The sequence below is a fragment of the Arsenicicoccus dermatophilus genome, from assembly GCF_046267915.1.
GTDB classification, from domain to species: Bacteria; Actinomycetota; Actinomycetes; order Actinomycetales; family Dermatophilaceae; genus Arsenicicoccus; species Arsenicicoccus dermatophilus_A.
Map to the genome: position 1 here is coordinate 3,142,882 of NZ_CP176520.1, position 14,616 is coordinate 3,157,497.

Annotated in this window: 17 protein-coding genes; 3 read left to right on the top strand and 14 right to left on the bottom strand. The window is 72.5% G+C overall.

Annotated features, from left to right (window positions below; translation table 11 throughout):
* Positions 1 to 166 precede the first annotated feature (166 nt).
* From ACK2IS_RS14785 to ACK2IS_RS14800, 4 genes are all read right to left on the bottom strand, one after another.
* Entirely contained in the window at positions 167 to 1,312 is a 1,146-nt protein-coding gene (locus ACK2IS_RS14785; RefSeq protein ID WP_409484050.1) for an acyl-CoA dehydrogenase family protein, read from the bottom strand.
* Positions 1,313 to 1,508: 196 nt separating this feature from the next.
* The gene (locus ACK2IS_RS14790) at positions 1,509 to 2,834 is read right to left on the bottom strand and encodes an AI-2E family transporter (RefSeq protein ID WP_409484051.1); all 1,326 of its coding nucleotides are present in this window, start codon (positions 2,832 to 2,834) and stop codon (positions 1,509 to 1,511) included.
* 142 nt (positions 2,835 to 2,976) lie between these two features.
* Positions 2,977 to 3,912: a DUF389 domain-containing protein gene (locus ACK2IS_RS14795; protein ID WP_409484052.1), complete on the bottom strand. Its 936-nt coding sequence runs from the start codon at positions 3,910 to 3,912 to the stop codon at positions 2,977 to 2,979.
* A gap of 161 nt (positions 3,913 to 4,073) precedes the next feature.
* The gene (locus ACK2IS_RS14800) at positions 4,074 to 4,580 is read right to left on the bottom strand and encodes a sugar O-acetyltransferase (RefSeq protein ID WP_409484053.1); all 507 of its coding nucleotides are present in this window, start codon (positions 4,578 to 4,580) and stop codon (positions 4,074 to 4,076) included.
* 31 nt (positions 4,581 to 4,611) lie between these two features.
* On the opposite strand from ACK2IS_RS14800, the gene ACK2IS_RS14805 reads away from it, so the two are divergent.
* Positions 4,612 to 5,928 carry an MFS transporter gene (locus ACK2IS_RS14805; RefSeq protein WP_409484054.1) on the top strand — a complete coding sequence of 439 codons (1,317 nt, stop codon included), beginning with the start codon at positions 4,612 to 4,614 and terminating at the stop codon, positions 5,926 to 5,928.
* Positions 5,929 to 5,990: 62 nt separating this feature from the next.
* Here the strand turns inward: ACK2IS_RS14805 and ACK2IS_RS14810 are convergent, their stop codons facing one another.
* From ACK2IS_RS14810 to ACK2IS_RS14825, 4 genes are all read right to left on the bottom strand, one after another.
* The gene (locus tag ACK2IS_RS14810; RefSeq protein WP_409484055.1) at positions 5,991 to 6,299 is read right to left on the bottom strand and encodes a hypothetical protein; all 309 of its coding nucleotides are present in this window, start codon (positions 6,297 to 6,299) and stop codon (positions 5,991 to 5,993) included.
* 8 nt (positions 6,300 to 6,307) lie between these two features.
* Positions 6,308 to 7,171, bottom strand: a complete 864-nt coding sequence (locus ACK2IS_RS14815) for an aminodeoxychorismate lyase (protein WP_409484056.1) — start codon at positions 7,169 to 7,171, stop codon at positions 6,308 to 6,310.
* A 173-nt stretch (positions 7,172 to 7,344) separates the two neighbouring features.
* Positions 7,345 to 7,731, bottom strand: a complete 387-nt coding sequence (locus ACK2IS_RS14820) for a DUF5615 family PIN-like protein (RefSeq protein ID WP_409484057.1) — start codon at positions 7,729 to 7,731, stop codon at positions 7,345 to 7,347.
* Entirely contained in the window at positions 7,721 to 8,383 is a 663-nt protein-coding gene (locus ACK2IS_RS14825) for a DUF433 domain-containing protein (protein WP_409484058.1), read from the bottom strand. Before ACK2IS_RS14825 ends, ACK2IS_RS14820 begins: the two co-directional genes overlap by 11 nt.
* A 182-nt stretch (positions 8,384 to 8,565) precedes the next feature.
* On the opposite strand from ACK2IS_RS14825, the gene ACK2IS_RS14830 reads away from it, so the two are divergent.
* A complete protein-coding gene (locus ACK2IS_RS14830) occupies positions 8,566 to 9,183 on the top strand; it encodes a hypothetical protein (RefSeq protein ID WP_409484059.1) in 618 nt (205 codons plus the stop codon).
* 70 nt (positions 9,184 to 9,253) lie between these two features.
* Here ACK2IS_RS14830 and ACK2IS_RS14835 read toward each other — a convergent pair whose 3' ends face one another.
* Entirely contained in the window at positions 9,254 to 9,820 is a 567-nt protein-coding gene (locus ACK2IS_RS14835) for a TetR/AcrR family transcriptional regulator C-terminal domain-containing protein (protein WP_409484060.1), read from the bottom strand.
* Between the two features lie 93 nt (positions 9,821 to 9,913).
* Here ACK2IS_RS14835 and bioB point away from each other — a divergent pair, with 93 nt between their 5' ends.
* Positions 9,914 to 11,218, top strand: a complete 1,305-nt coding sequence (gene bioB / locus ACK2IS_RS14840) for a biotin synthase BioB (RefSeq protein ID WP_409484061.1) — start codon at positions 9,914 to 9,916, stop codon at positions 11,216 to 11,218.
* A gap of 152 nt (positions 11,219 to 11,370) precedes the next feature.
* On the opposite strand, the gene ACK2IS_RS14845 is transcribed toward bioB, so the two are convergent.
* From ACK2IS_RS14845 to ACK2IS_RS14865, 5 genes are all read right to left on the bottom strand, one after another.
* Entirely contained in the window at positions 11,371 to 11,634 is a 264-nt protein-coding gene (locus ACK2IS_RS14845) for a DUF2277 family protein (protein WP_409484062.1), read from the bottom strand.
* Positions 11,635 to 11,730: 96 nt separating this feature from the next.
* Positions 11,731 to 12,270 carry a DUF305 domain-containing protein gene (locus ACK2IS_RS14850; protein WP_409484063.1) on the bottom strand — a complete coding sequence of 180 codons (540 nt, stop codon included), beginning with the start codon at positions 12,268 to 12,270 and terminating at the stop codon, positions 11,731 to 11,733.
* A 99-nt stretch (positions 12,271 to 12,369) separates the two neighbouring features.
* A complete protein-coding gene (locus tag ACK2IS_RS14855; protein ID WP_409484064.1) occupies positions 12,370 to 13,119 on the bottom strand; it encodes an ANTAR domain-containing protein in 750 nt (249 codons plus the stop codon).
* Positions 13,120 to 13,230: 111 nt separating this feature from the next.
* A complete protein-coding gene (locus tag ACK2IS_RS14860) occupies positions 13,231 to 13,668 on the bottom strand; it encodes a DUF6918 family protein (protein ID WP_409484065.1) in 438 nt (145 codons plus the stop codon).
* Positions 13,669 to 13,759: 91 nt separating this feature from the next.
* Complete coding sequence (locus ACK2IS_RS14865) at positions 13,760 to 14,614, bottom strand: hypothetical protein (protein WP_409484066.1); 855 nt, start codon at positions 14,612 to 14,614, stop codon at positions 13,760 to 13,762.
* Between the last annotated feature and the right edge of the window lie 2 nt (positions 14,615 to 14,616).

Sequence of the window (14,616 nt, forward strand, 5' to 3'; positions counted from 1 at the left end):
GGCCACCCTGGGCGTGCACCGCAGCGGTGGCGCCGGGAGGGGCGGGCGGACAGGCGGGCGTGGCGGGAGCCGCGAGGGGCGAGCGGCGGACGGAAGGCCGCCCGCCCCTCCCGGCGAAGCCGTCACACGAGCCAGAGACCCGCCCAGAGCCAGCCGAGGGAAGACCTCAGAGGCCGAGGTCCCGCCCGATGAGCTCCTTCATGATCTCGTTCGACCCCGCCCAGATCTTGTGGACGCGGGCGTCCCGCCAGGCGCGGGCGACGCGGTACTCGTTCATGTAGCCGTAGCCGCCGTGCAGCTGGACGCACTCGTCGAGCACGGCGCACTGCACCTCGGCGGCCCACCACTTGGCCTTGGCGGCGTCGACGGCGGTGAGCCTGCCGTCGGCGTGGGCCGCGATGCACTGGTCCATGAAGGCCTGGGTGACCTCGACCTGGGTGACCATCTCGGCGATCTTGAACTTGTTGTGCTGGAAGGTGCCGATGGGGGCGCCGAAGGCCTTGCGGTCCTTGGTGTACTGGATCGTCTCGGTGAGGATCTGCTGGGCGTTGGCGAGGTTGGCGACGGCGTTGCCGAGGCGCTCCTGCGGCAGGTGCTTCATCATCTCGACGAAGCCCATGCCCTCGGGGCCGAGCAGGTGGTCGTCGGTGACCCGCACGTTCTCGAAGAACAGCTCGGAGGTGTCGGACTCGACCTGGCCGACCTTGTCGAGCTTGTTGCCCTTGGTGAAGCCGGGCATGCCGGCCTCGAGGACGAACAGCGAGATGCCCTTGGCGCCCTTGGTGGGGTCGGTGCGCACGGCGACGACGGCGAGGTCGCACTGGTGGCCGTTGGTGATGAAGGTCTTGGAGCCGTTGATGACCCACTCGTCGCCGTCCCGGACCGCGGTGGACTTCAGGGAGGCGAGGTCGGAGCCGCCGGACGGCTCGGTCATGCCGATGGCGAGGATCTTCTTGCCTGCGGCGACGTCGGGCAGCCAGCGCTGCTTCTGCTCCTCGGTCCCCAGGTGCACGATGTATGGCGCGGTGATGTCGGCGTGGATCCCGAAGCAGGAGGACGCGGCGGCGGTGAACCGGCCGATCTCCTCGGCGAAGACCGCGTTGAAGCGGTAGTCGTCGATGCCGGCGCCGCCGAACTCCTCGGGGACGCACAGGCCGAAGAAGCCCTGCCGCCCGGCCTCCTCCCAGATGTCGCGCGGGATGACGTGCTCGCGGATCATCTCCTCGGCCCGGGGGACGAGGCTGCGCTCGACGAACTCGCGGACGGACTGACGGAAGGCCTCGTGGTCCTCGCCGTAGAGGGTGCGCTCCATGGCGTCTCCTTGGGTGGGCGGCTGCGGTGCCGGCGTGCGGTTCAGGGGTACGGCGGTGAGGTTACTGCCGGGTAGCCATTCTTTCACGTCGACCACCGGTCCGCGCGGGAAGCGGACGTGACGTCCGCCTGACGGACCGGCATACGGACTGGTCGCAGGCCTGAGCCCCACGACCGGCGAGGGTGCTGCCCCGAGGTCAGGCCACCGAGTCCGGGTGGTCCCCGTCCGGGTCGACGGTGTCCTTGACCGAGGGGGTCTCGGCGGTCTTGTGGTCGGCCGCCAGGAAGGCGTTGACCCACCGCGCCCGAGGGTCGGCGTCGATCAGGATGGCCTTCAGCAGCAGCGTCATCGGCAGCGCGAGGATGGCGCCCATCGGACCCAGCACCGCGGCCCAGAACAGCAGCGACACGAACGCCAGCGTCGGGGTGACCCCGATCGCGTCACCGGCGAACTTCGGCTGGATGATCGACTGCACGACGAAGTTGAGGACGCAGTAGGCGATCACGACGTACAGCGCGGTCACCGGGCCCTTGGCGAGCAGGGCCATGAGCGCGGGCGGCACCAGGCCGATGACGAAGCCGATGTTGGGGATGTAGTTGGTGAGGAAGCTCAGCACCGCCCAGACGGCCGCGAGCGGGATCCCCAGGTAGAGCAGAGCCCCCCAGTTGAGGACGGCCACGATCAGTCCGAAGAAGCTGGACACCAGCCAGTAGCGCCGCACCCCGCCCCCGAAGGCGTCGAGGGCGTCGACCACCCGCGGGTGGTGGCGGCGGGCGACGTCCATCCGGGCCCCCCAGCCGGCGGCGTCCATCATCAGGAAGAAGAGCATCATCACCACGACGGCGAGCAGGCCGGTGACCGACTGCAGGCTGTTGAGCAGGGTGGTGACGTAGCCCATCACGCTCTGCGGATCGACGCCCTGCAGCTGCTTCTCCAGCTTGGCCTGGTCCAGGCCGAGCTTGCTCAGCTCCTCCAGCGAGGTGTCGTAGTAGACCTGGAACTTCGAGGCGTACTGCGGGATCTCGTTGACGAGCGACACCGCCGCCCACCCCATCGCCCAGAAGAAGAGGATGACCGCGGCGAAGACCACCAGGCCCATCACGATGGAGGCCAGCCACTCGGGCACGTTGCGCCGGGTGAGGGCGGACTTCAGCGGGTAGGCCGCGATCATGAAGTTGAGGGCGAGGAAGGCCGGGGCGATCAGCGACTGGTACGCCGTCATGCCCTGCAGCGCGATGAAGCCTGCCGCGCAGCCCACCAGGATGACGAGCATCCGCGGCATCGCGCCACGGCCACGTGTGGTGTCGCCGTCGTCCTCGTCGAGCTGGCGGGCGACCCGGTCGGCACGCTCCAGGCTGGCCTGGTGGACCAGCTCGCGCGCCTCGGCGGGCGTCAGCCTGGTGGCACCGGCGCCCTCGGCGGGCGTCAGCCTGGTGGCACCGGCGCCCTCGGCGGCCGTGGTGGGCGTGCTCAGGGCGAGGGGCTCGGCAGGGTCGGCGGGGTCAGCGGGTCGCGCATCCATCGTCGGAAGGCCTTCCTGGGGGTCCGGGGGCGGGTGGTGCGTCCCTAGCGTGCCTCATCGAGGTCCTGGTCAACGGGCCTGCCACGGGGTCGAGCCCGGACCGTGACCTCCGCGGCCGCGGGCTCCGCAGCGACACCCGCCGTCAGGCGTGACCGCCCGCCTGCCGACGCAGCACCAGCTGCTGCAGCAGCATGGTCGCGGCCCCGGCCATGACCATGCCCAGCAGGTTGACCCCCAGCTGCGTGAGCGACCCGAGGATCTCACCACGGTCGAGCACCGCGAGCGCCAGCGCCAGGTTGCCCGCGGCCGGCACGGTCGTCACCGAGATGAAGACGCCGACCATGGTGTTGGACTTCTCCGCGGTCATGGCGAGCGTCCCCGCCGCCCCCGCGAGCAGGGCGACCACGAAGGACCACAGGTCGGGGCGGTAGATGAACGCCGTCATCGGCCGCTCCCGGGTCACCATCTCGGCGTCGACCGCGCCCAGCAGACGGCCGAGCAGCGCCACGACCGTGACGATCGCGATCGCCAGGAGGAAGCCACGCAGCAGTAGCCACAGCGCGCGCCATCCGAGCCGCAGGTCGCGCAGGGCGATCCCGGCGCACATCGCCCCCACCGGACCGAAGTCCGGGCCGACGACCATCGCCCCGATCACGAGGATCGGGGAGTCGGTGATCACCGCTACCGAGGCCAGCGCGGTCGCCAGCGTGAGGAAGGTCAGGTAGCTCGCCGACGGTTCCACCATCGACTCGGCCTCGGCGCGCACCATCCGCCAGATCACCGAGTCGTCCGCAGCGCCCGCCGCCTCCTGCTCGATCCGGCGGGCCTCGGTGAACAGGGTGCCGGCCACGTCCGTGACCGACATGCCGCCGCGGTCGCACAGCCCGGTGGCGGCGAGCTCGTCCAGCAGCCGGTCCGCCGACTCGCGTGCCACGTCGGCGCCGATCAGGTCGCCCCGAGGGCGCAGGCTGGCGTCGCGGGCGCGAGTGACGTTGGTGGTGTGCGGGTCACGCAGCAGGATGTCGGTGACCTCGTCGGCGAGGTCGGGCGGCGCGACGAGGCGCAGGTGGACGAGCATGCGTCCATGGTGGCCCAGGCGTGTGCACTTGTTGAGCTGCGAGCGCACCCGACCCTCGTTTCCGACCCGAGAACGGGCACCACCTGAGCTCCCAGCGCGCCCGGGGCGCGAGGACTGCGTGCCGGTATGGCGGAGGGACGAGCGCCGGGCGGACCCGCCGGTCAGACGGGGCGGACCACGCGGGCGGGGTTGCCCACCACGACCACGCCGGGCGGCACGTCCTTGGTCACCACGGCACCCGCCCCGACCACGGACCCCCGGCCGACGGTGACGCCCGCCGGCACGAGCGCCCCGCCCCCGAGCCACACGTCGTCCTCGATCGTGATCGGCGCGGCGGCTTCCCAGCCCTCCCCACGGGCCACGGGGTCGAGCGGATGGGTGGCCGTGAGCAGCTGGACGCCTGGGCCGATCTGGACGCGCTCGCCGATCCGGACGGGCGCCACGTCGAGCACGACCAGCCCGAAGTTCGCGAAGGTCCCGGCGCCCACGTACAGATCGTCGCCGTGGTCGACGTAGACCGGAGCCCGCAGGTGCGCACCTTCGGCATACGTCCCGAGGAGCGGGGTGAGCACCTCCCGGCGCTCCCGCATCGTGCGACCGCCCGCGGCGGCCTGCTGGTCGGCCCCGCCGTGCGGCCCGGCGGGGCTGGTGGGCCGGGCATCCGTCACGGTCCGGAGCGCGTCCGCGAGACACTGGGGTGTGACGAACGCGCGCGCCTGGGTGGTCTGGGGAGTCGGGGTCGCGGCCTACACCGCGGCGGTGCTGCAGCGAACCTCCCTGGGGGTCGCCGGGATCGACGCCGCCGCCCGCTTCCACGCACCGGCCGGGATCATCGCGAGCTTCGTGGTGCTGCAGCTGCTCGTCTACTCCGGCCTGCAGGTGCCGGTGGGGGTCGCGCTCGACCGGCTGGGCACGCGCCGCATGGTGGCGATCGGCGCCCTGCTGATGGCGGTGGGCCAGGGGCTCATGGCGACGGCGCACGACGTGCCCACCGCGATGGCCGCCCGCGTGCTGGTCGGCGCCGGGGACGCGATGACCTTCGGGTCGGTGATCCGGCTGGTGCCCGCGTGGTTCCCCGCGACGCGAGTGCCACTGATCACCCAGCTCACCGGGCTGCTGGGTCAGGCCGGGCAGGTGCTCGCCGCCGTCCCGCTGGCCGCGCTGCTGCACGGGCCGGGCTGGTCCGTGACCTTCGGCACGGCCGCCGTCGCCGCGGCCCTGTCGTGCGTCCTCGCCGCGACCCTGATCCAGGACCGTCCGCCCGGGTCCCCCGCCCTCGCGCCGCACGAGCGGGAGCCGATCCACCGGGAGGTCGCCGCGGTGCTGCGGCACCCCGGCACCTGGCTGGGCATGGTCACGCACGGGGCGACGGGCTTCTGGTCGCTGTCCTTCGCGATGATGTGGGGCGTGCCCTATCTCGTGCAGGGTGAAGGGCTCTCGCGCGAGCTGGCGTCGGGCCTGCTCACCCTCTTCGTGGTCCTCGGCCTGGGAATCGGTCCGGTCCTCGGCCTGCTGACCCAGCGTCATCCCCTGCGTCGCAGCAACCTGGCGATCGGGATCGCGCTGGTCAACCTGCTGCCCTGGGTGGCGGTGCTGCTGTGGCCGGGGCGGGCACCGCTGTGGCTGCTCGTCGTCCTGGTCGTAGGCCTGGCCTCGGGCGGCCCGGGGTCGGCGATCGGCTTCGACTTCGCGCGCACCTTCACGCCCGCGCACCGGCTGGGCGCGGCGACCGGCGTGGTGATCATGGGCTCCTTCGTGGCCGGCCTGGTCTCGATCCTGACGATCGGCCTGGTCCTCGACCACTCCGCCGGCGGAAACCCCTACACGCTGCGCGACTTCCGGCTCGCCATGGCCACCCAGCTGCCCATCGGCGTGGCGCTGATCGCGGCGCTCTTCGTCACCCGCTCGCGGGCCCGGCGCCGCTGGCGGCAGGACGAGGGCGTGGTGGTGCCGACCTGGGGCGAGGCCCTGTCGCGGGAGTTCGGACCACTCCTGGAGCGGCTGCGCCACCGCTGACCGGGAGGCCACCGCTGACCGGGAGGCCACCGCTGACCGGGAGGCCGCCGGCGGTGGCGCCGTCAGGCGATCGGCACCCAGCGGTCCCGGACCCGCCGTGCCGCCCGGCCGTCGCGGCACCGGGCGACCTGCGCGACGGCGTGCACGACCCGCGCCCGCACCATCCGGGCGTCGTGCTCCTCGTCGTCCCGCCCGCTCGCGTCCACGGTGAACCGCACCCAGATCCGCGGCACCCCGCCGACGAGGTCCAGCCCGTCCGCCTCCACCACGTGGGTCGCCCGGACCGTGCGGATCGCGGTCTCCAGCACCTCCGGCGGCGCGTGCCCCGGCAGGACGTCGAGCACGTCGAGGGTGATCCGGTACGACGGCATACCGACCCTCAGAACCCGTTGAGCTGGCGCAGGATCGCGGTCGCCCGCTCGTCCTGGGCCACCGCCCGGCCGTCGACGGCGGTCACCGGGGCGATCCCGCGGACCGACGACCCCAGCCAGACGCCCTCGGCGGCCAGCAGCTCGTCGACCGTGCCCAGCCGCTCCTCGCAGCGCCACCCGGTGGCGGCCGGCGCCCCGGCGAAGACCTTGGCCCGGGTGATCGACGCCAGGATCCCGGTGGCCCCGGTCGGCGTGGTGGCGAGCACCCCGTCCCGCAGCCAGAGCACCGCCGACGTCGGTCCCTCCAGCACGAACCCGTCGGTGCTCGTGAAGATCACGTCGTCCGCGCCACGCCGGGACGCCTCGCGCTTCGCGGCGACGTTCACGGCATACGCGATGGTCTTGACCCCGCCGAGCAGCCACGGCGCGTCCGCGAAGGCATCGCTCGGCATCCCCCGCGACAGGGTGACGACGCCGATCCCGTCACGCTGGCGCCGGGTGCTCTCGTCGACCTCGGTGAGCGTCACGACGGCGAGGGGGCTGCCGGCGCGGTGCTCGTCGCCGCGGGTGAGCAGCAGCTTGAGGCCGACCTCGTCGCCGCCGGTCCACTCCTGCAGGGCGTCGCCGACCAGGCCGATCCAGGCGTCGTCGTCGGGACCGTCGATCCCGAGCGCGTCGGCCGAGCGCCGCAGCCGGTCGAGGTGCTCGTCGAGGTCGTGGACCAGCCAGCCCTCGCCGTCCCACTGGACCAGCGTGGCGTCGAAGCAGCCGTCGCCGCGGGTCAGCCCGAGGTCGTCGGCCCCGGCGACCGGATCGGTGGGGGTCACGACTCCGCGGCCGAGCACGGCCACGACCTGGTGCGCATCAGTCATGCCCAGACCGTATGCCGTGAGACCTGGGGCACAAACCCGCCACCACGGAGCGGCACCCCCGACACGCAAGCGCTTGCCGCCACCAGATGCGCTCACCGGGGACCTGGAGCGACCCGATAGCGACTCAGGGGGAGGCTCAGCTCTCGAGCAGCTCCCTGCCGTCTCGGGATCTGTCAGGGCCACATCCGCTTGATGTTCCCATCTGCGTACACGTGCCAAAAACCCGCCTCGCGGCGTGCGACTGCTCTTTCGATGCGACCCGCAGCAGACCTGAACGCGCCCACCATCTGCTCCGTCGTGAGGTCCTGCTTCGCAAGGCAGAACAGGAGGCTGTCGGCAGCGAGGGCCGACAGCTCCTCCGCGCGGTAGCGGATACGGCGGTCCTTGGTCAGCAGGGTCCAGCCGTGCCTGCAGCCATACTCGATCCAAACCTCATCGGAGACTCCCTGGGCGTCGTCCGGGTAGATATCGGCGATCCGGTGAACCGTCCAGCCCGCCTCGCGCAGTCGCCTGACGGTGACCACACCCAGGTTCCGATCTGCGAAGAACTCAGGCGGCAACGCGGCAAATGTCCTCTACGTCGTCGCGGCTGAGTTCGAACTCCTCAGCCACAACCGCCATGGGCTCCCCCGCCTGCCACAGGGATACGACTGCCTCGACTGGCGTCCTCGAATCCGCCAGGATGGGACTGCCCCACGCAAACCGTGGGTCGATGATGACCTCCGCTCGGACCGGGTACTGCGACAGACGGAGAGCCAGGGGACGACCCTCGGCATCCCACTCCACGAACCGCAGGTGAGCATCAAACGCCTCGCGAATGGACGCCTGGTTGTGCTGGTTCACCAGACACTCGTCGGCGATGTGCGCGAAGAGGCGGGACTCATTCGTGCCGGAGCAGGAAGGGTCGCCCACGGTGGCCAGTCGTTTGCTCGCAAGAGCGTAAGGATCACCTAGTGCCTCACGGGCGATGCGAACGACCTTGCGAATCTCGTCCATAGAGATGCCCGCGATCCGCAGCTCGCGGAGGACGTGGGCCTCGATGATCCCCACGAAGGGTACTCGTGGCCAACCGCGACGCGCGGGCTTCACCGAGTGAACCAGTGGTTCCGTGCCGTCCAGTGGTTTGAGCCAGACGTCCAGAGTCGACTCAGGCATCTGCAGGTGCCGGGCAGCGTCGCGGGCCGTCAGGATCGGTGTGCGGTAGATGTCCACGCTGGCCCCCTCTCAGAACTTGCCATCCACGTGAAGAGTAGCCGAGGCACCCCCATCGCCAGAGGTGGCTGACCGCATCAGCCGATGGAGCCAGGTGGGTCGACTGGCCAGCGCCTGAGGCCCAACCGCCGGACGGGCACGTGCAGACGGCGGGCGATCCCCCTCGTGGCTAGGCTTCAACCATGACCTCCCTGCCGTCGACGGGGGACGCTCCCCTGCGGCTCGCCCTGCGCCCCGGCGAGCACCTGCTCTGGTCCGGGGCCCCGGATCCCGGCAAGCACCTGACCGGCAAGGACCTCCTCCTCGTCCCGTTCACCACGCTGTGGTGCGCGTTCGCCGTCTTCTGGCAGCTCTCGGCGCTCGGGGCCACGGCGCTCCCCAGCAGCACGGGCACCGACGAGTCCGGCGGCCCACCGTTCCTCATGGTGCTCTGGGGGATCCCCTTCGTCGTCATCGGCCTCTACGGTCTCGTCGGGCGCTTCGCCTACAAGGCCTGGCGCAAGCGGCGCACCCGCTACCTCGTCACCGACCAGCGCGCTCTCGTCGAGGGCCCGCGGGGCGGGGTCCGCGACCTGCCCCTCGCGGGCTGCCCGGCGACGATCCAACGAGCCCGCGACGGGCGACACACCAGCGTGGTGCTCGCGGCCGAGCGCAGCTCGTGGCTGCGCGGCGACCAGGCGGTGTACGACAACACGGGGCTGGACGTCCTCGGCTCGGCGTCGAGCACCTTCGCCTTCTGGGACGTGCTCGACGGCGATGCCATGCTGGCCGCGATCGAGCGCGCCCGGGCCCCGCGCTGACCACGCCGGGATCCGGCCGGCGCGCCGGGGCGCCGGAGCGCCTGCCGAGCCCTGGAGCCGGGCGACGGGATCAGGCGGGGAGGCGGCTGCGGATGCCCTCGACCAGCAGCCCCAGGCCGTAGTCGAACCGCTCGTCCGGGTCGTCGGGGACTCCCCCGGTCGCCGGCGCCACCCCGAAGGCCCGCATCTGCGCGTGCCCCTGCTCGTCCACGGTGTGCCCCATCACGAAGTGCAGCACCGTCGCGGCGGCCGCCCGGGCTGCCGGCGCCCGCAGCCCGGCCTGGTGGAGCACCGCGACGAGCCCGCGCGTCGGGTCCACCGACTCGGCCCGCATCGCCAGCACCGAGGCGACGAGCTCGGCCCCGTCCCGGTGCGCCGTGAGCACGCCGCGCAGCCCGTGCGCCCAGGCCCGCACCTGCTCGTCCCAGGCGGACGTCGCGTCCGGGGCAGGCACCGATCCGAGCCAGCTCTCCGCGATCGCGGCCAGCAGGGTCTGCTTGTTGGCGAAGTGCCAGTAGAGCGCGGACGGCTGCACCTCGAGGGCGCCCGCGAGCTTGCGCATCGACAGGTCCGCGAAGCCGTAGGCGTCCAGCGTCGCCACGGCCACGGCGAGCACCTCGTCCCTCGTCAGCGGCATACGCCCGCACCTCCCCCTCGCGTCGACGGACCGGACCCTCCTAGTTAACATGAACGCTGTTCATTGAACGCCGTTCATGTCGAGGGAGACCCCATGCCGACCCAGACCATCGACCTGCAGGACCTGGCCGCGCGCGGCCGCCGCGGCGAGTCGTGCTCGCGCGACGAGGCCCTCGCCGTCCTCGCCCTGCCGGACAGCGCGGTCCTGGACCTGGTCGCCACCGCGGGCAGCGTGCGCCGCGAGTTCTTCGGCAACCGCGTGAAGATGAACTACCTGGTCAACCTCAAGTCCGGCCTGTGCCCCGAGGACTGCTCCTACTGCTCGCAGGCCCGCGGCTCCGAGGCCGACGTGCTCAAGTACTCCTGGCTGAGCAAGGACAAGGCCGTCGAGGCGGCCACCGCCGGCATCCACGGCGGCGCCAAGCGGGTCTGCCTGGTGGCCAGCGGCCGGGGCCCCTCCGACCGCGACATCGACAAGGTGACCGGCATCGTCGAGGCGATCAAGGAGGCTGACCCCGAGATCGAGGTCTGCGCCTGCCTGGGCTTCCTCAAGGGTGACCAGGGCGACCGGCTCAAGGCCGCCGGTGTCGACGCCTACAACCACAACCTCAACACCGCCGAGTCCAAGTACGACGAGATCTGCACGACCCACACCTACGCCGACCGGGTCGACACCGTCCGCAAGGCCCACCTGGCCGAGCTGTCCGCCTGCTCCGGCTTCATCGCGGGCATGGACGAGACCGACGAGGACCTCGTCGACCTGGCCTTCGCCCTGCGCGAGGTGGGCGCCGACTCCATCCCGGTCAACTTCCTGCTCCCCTTCGAGGGCACGCCGATGGCGGGCAAGGGCATGATCAGCCCGCAGCGCTGCCTCAAGATCCTGGCGATGATCCGGTTCGTCAACCCCGACACCGAGATCCGCATGGCCGCGGGCCGCGAGGTGCACCTGCGGTCGATGCAGCCGATGGGTCTGCACATCGCCAACTCGATCTTCCTGGGCGACTACCTCACCAGCGAGGGTGCGCCCGGCCGCGCCGACCTGGAGATGCTGCGCGACAACGGTTTCGTGCCCGAGGGCGCTCCCGACGACTGGGCGGACAGCCTGGACCAGGTCGACGTGAGCGCGTATGCCGAGCCGGCGGCCCCGAGCGGCTGCGGCTCCTCCGGCGGCGGCTGCGGCGGGTGCGGCTCCGCGGGTGGCGGGTGCGGCGGCCATGGCGAGGGCCACCCGCACGGGCAGGGCCACCCGCGCGACGGCAGCACCGCCACCCCGGGGCACCCCGCCTCCCACGCGACCGAGGAGGGACGGCCCGGCTTCTCCGCCGTGGCGGCCTTCGACGGTGCCGTGGTCACCCCCCGCAAGCGCGGCGCCGGCACGGAGCTGCCCGCCAACGCCTGACCGGCTCGCGGCTCGGCGAGGTGGCGCGCGTCGAACCGCACCTCACCGGCCCCCAGCACGCCGGTGCCCTGTCCGCGACGTCGCGGGCAGGGCACCGTGGCACGAAGGCACGGGATACCGGGGGCGGAGCACCCCAGGGGCCCGAGAGCCGGTCAGCCGGCGGTGCGGCGCAGCTGGACGATCTCGCAGGGCCGTCCGCCCGGGCCCGCCGGCGTGGGGGTGCTCCCCATGCTGTCCAGCAAGGTCGCCGTCGCCAGCGCGATGTCCTCGACCGCCCGGGAGCACGCCTCCTCGTCACCCTGGCGCGGCTTGGCCCGCCCGGTCAGTCGGCGCACGTACTGCAGCGCCACGGCGCGGGCATCTGCAGACGTGGCGCTCTGGTCGGTGCCGGGCACTGCTCGACCGCTGCGGCGCATGTCTCGACGGTAGCCAGGGGTCGGACCCCGTCGAGCGGCGATCCGGGACAGTGCAGCCATCCAGCCGAGCCCCGAGGCACGCAGCGTGACGACCGGTCAGGACTGTGCCACCGACGGACGGGCCAGGAGCTCGTGCAGCTCGCCGAGCGCAGCCCGCGCCCTGTCCACCGTGGCACGGGCGACCTCGCGGACCTCGGGGTCGGCGGAGTCCCGCTCGATCGTCGTGGCCAGGCGTGAAGCACCCTCGGCGTGGGTGATCATCAGCTCCAGCCAGCGGCGGTCGAAGTCGGCGCCCCGGAGCTCGCGCAGCTCGGTGACGTCCTGCTCCGACATCCGGCCCGGAACCGGCGCCTGCTCCCCCACCGGGACGACGCTCGCGCCACGTCGACCCAGCAGCTCGCGCAGCCGCACCACCTGAGGGTGCTGGTCGTCCAGGAGCCGGCGGGCCAGCCACTGCACGTCGGGTGACGCGTCGTGCTCGGTCAGGGCGATCCGGGAGACGTCGTGGGTCTGGTTGCAGTGCGGCACCATCGCGGACAGGAAGGCCAGGTCACGCTCCTGCTGGGTGGCGGGGGTCGGCCAGGACGTGCGGGTGGCCGTGGGCGTCGGCGTGGGATCGGCCGCGGACTCGAGCACCGGCTGACGTGGCCCGGCACAGCCCGCGACGGCCAGAGCCAGGGCGAACGGGACCAGGGCTGCGGCGGGACCACCCCGTCGTGAGGACGCAGCCACCACTCAACCCCCGCTCTCGGGGGAGGACCCGGTCCGCGGGGTCTTGTGCGCGACGTACTGCACCCGCTGGCCCGTGACGATCTCCTCGGCCAGGGTCGCCAGCCGGATGTTGAGGTCCTGGCTGGTCTTGCGCAGGATCTCGAAGGCCCGCTCGTCGTCCACGCGATGGGCCGCCATGAGCAGCCCGATGGCCTTGCCGATCTCACGGGAGGTCCCGAGCGCGCGCTCGAGGTGGGTGCTGGTGTCCTGCGCCCGCACCCCCATGACGGCCACGGAGGCGAAGGAGGCGAGCACGGCCCCCTGGTCGGCGGCGGCCCGGTCCATGGCGTGCGGGGTGTCGGAGAACAGGTCCAGCGAACCGACCTTCTGCTCGTCCAGGAGGAGCCGGTAGCCGATCATGCCGCGCACCGGCGTCTCGGCCAGCACCCGCGCCGCGAGCTCGGGCCACGGGGTGCCGTCGGACAGGTCGGGATCGTGCTGGTAGGCCTCGTCGAGGATGGCGTCCACGCACGGGCCCTCGGCCAGCGCCAGCTCCAGGTCGTCCACGGCGATGGCGATGTCGTCGGTGGCGGCGGCGGTGTAGAACCGTCCCTTGGCGTCGACGAGCATCAAGGCCGCGTGGTCGCAGCCGGCGACGAGCGACACCGCGGCGGTGACGATGGCCTGGTAGACCGCCGCAGGAGCGGGCTGCCCGTGGATCAAGGTGGTGAGCTCGGCGAAGACCGCGGCGGGCTCGGCCTTGACCGTGGTCATGCTTCCCTCCTGATCGTCGACAGCTGATGACGGCATCGTCGTACGCCGTCACGTGACGCAGCCGAGGCTACCCGGGCCCGGGGGACGTGCCCCACCGGGCCCGGGACGCGATCAGGACGCGAGGGTCTCGACGGCCGAGCCGACGCGCGGGAGGGCGGCCACCACGTGCTCCTTGGCCTTGGGCCGGACGCCGTTGTAGATCTTGGCGATCGCGGCGTGCTTGGGGTTGGCCGCGCGCTTGTCCGAGACGGCAAGGAGGGCGTCCGCGGCCTGCGAGGAGTTGGCGGCCAGGTGCTCGCCGAAGGGCGTCGTGCCGCGGGTCTCCCACAGCGGCTGCATGGCAGCGGCCGCGTCGGGCAGCATGGCGTCGACGGCCTTGCGCACGATGCCGTCGTTGATCTTCTTCACGGCGGAGTACGCCGTCTTGAGAACCGTGCCGCTGACGCCCTTCTTGTCGGCGATCTCCGCATCGACGACACCGGTGAGGGTGTCGACCGCGGTGTCGCGGCGAGCGGGGTCGAGCAGGGTCTCAGGCAGGGAGGTGGTCATGCGTGGCCTTCCGGTGATGGTCATGAGCTGGCGCCGGGACTGCGGAGGTCCCCCCTGGCGCCGTGCCCGCGTGGTGCGGGCAGGCCCCAACCTAGTGCTCCGTGGCGGCGCCCGCGACCTCCACCCCCCAGCGCACGAGCGGAGCACAGTGCGGCCAGTCCGCAGCGGGGCTTCCCGGGGTGATCACGGCGCCCACGGGGCGGCCCGCGTCGTCCAGCCGGGCGTGGAGGATGCCCATCAGCTCCTCGTCCTCCGGCAGCCTCAGCTCGATGCGCGCGATGCCCTCACGGACGCCCCGCAGCCGGACGAGGTCGTCCAGGCGGGCGGCCCACGCCGGCACCTGGTCGACCCGCAGCCGCAGCTCGCGCCGCACCCGCGCGCGCAGCACCTCGTCGTGCAGCAGGTGCTCCAGGACGGCCAGACACACCGTCGTGGCGGGGGACTCGTGGTCGATGACGGTCCCGACGAGCCAGCGGGAGTCGAGCTCGGGCAGCGTCTCGTCGTCGGGCGATTCGGGCGGTCCGTCGCCGGTCGCCGGCGCGGATGCCTGGCCGCCGGAGGTGGCCGGGTGGGAGGGCGCCCGTCCCGAGGCCGCAGGATGCGACGGCGCCCGACCCGACGCCATCGGGTCCGCACCCCCCGGCAGGGGGGGCTGCACGGTGCCCGGACGTGACGGGTCCGGCTGCGCGGCGGCCGGGGTTGCGGTGCTCACCGCGACCCCGACGGGGACCTGGTCCACCTCGTGGAGCAGCGACGACAGCTCCAGCATCAGGTCCAGGGGGGTGCCCTGCCCGGCCACGGACGTCAGGTGCTCGACGACCGGGGGCAGGCCGTCCCCCGGCACACCGCCGCCCGGCAGCTCGCGCCCGACCGGGTGGCCGCGCCGAGAGCGCTCGAGAGCACGCCGCTGCTCGCGGCGCCGACGCTCGTCGTCCTGTGGACCCATGC

Excerpts from the sequence above, each read along its gene's own strand:
- ACK2IS_RS14810 (WP_409484055.1), bottom strand. The coding sequence starts at position 6,299 with ATGCCGTCGTACCGGATCACCCTCGACGTGCTCGACGTCCTGCCGGGG.
- ACK2IS_RS14845 (WP_409484062.1), bottom strand. The coding sequence starts at position 11,634 with ATGCGCCGCAGCGGTCGAGCAGTGCCCGGCACCGACCAGAGCGCCACG.
- ACK2IS_RS14855 (WP_409484064.1), bottom strand. The coding sequence starts at position 13,119 with ATGACCACGGTCAAGGCCGAGCCCGCCGCGGTCTTCGCCGAGCTCACC.
- ACK2IS_RS14790 (WP_409484051.1), bottom strand. The coding sequence starts at position 2,834 with ATGGATGCGCGACCCGCTGACCCCGCCGACCCTGCCGAGCCCCTCGCC.
- ACK2IS_RS14795 (WP_409484052.1), bottom strand. The coding sequence starts at position 3,912 with ATGCTCGTCCACCTGCGCCTCGTCGCGCCGCCCGACCTCGCCGACGAG.
- ACK2IS_RS14785 (WP_409484050.1), bottom strand. The coding sequence starts at position 1,312 with ATGGAGCGCACCCTCTACGGCGAGGACCACGAGGCCTTCCGTCAGTCC.
- bioB (WP_409484061.1), top strand. The coding sequence starts at position 9,914 with ATGCCGACCCAGACCATCGACCTGCAGGACCTGGCCGCGCGCGGCCGC.
- ACK2IS_RS14830 (WP_409484059.1), top strand. The coding sequence starts at position 8,566 with ATGACCTCCCTGCCGTCGACGGGGGACGCTCCCCTGCGGCTCGCCCTG.
- ACK2IS_RS14865 (WP_409484066.1), bottom strand. The coding sequence starts at position 14,614 with ATGGGTCCACAGGACGACGAGCGTCGGCGCCGCGAGCAGCGGCGTGCT.
- ACK2IS_RS14835 (WP_409484060.1), bottom strand. The coding sequence starts at position 9,820 with ATGCCGCTGACGAGGGACGAGGTGCTCGCCGTGGCCGTGGCGACGCTG.
- ACK2IS_RS14815 (WP_409484056.1), bottom strand. The coding sequence starts at position 7,171 with ATGACTGATGCGCACCAGGTCGTGGCCGTGCTCGGCCGCGGAGTCGTG.
- ACK2IS_RS14860 (WP_409484065.1), bottom strand. The coding sequence starts at position 13,668 with ATGACCACCTCCCTGCCTGAGACCCTGCTCGACCCCGCTCGCCGCGAC.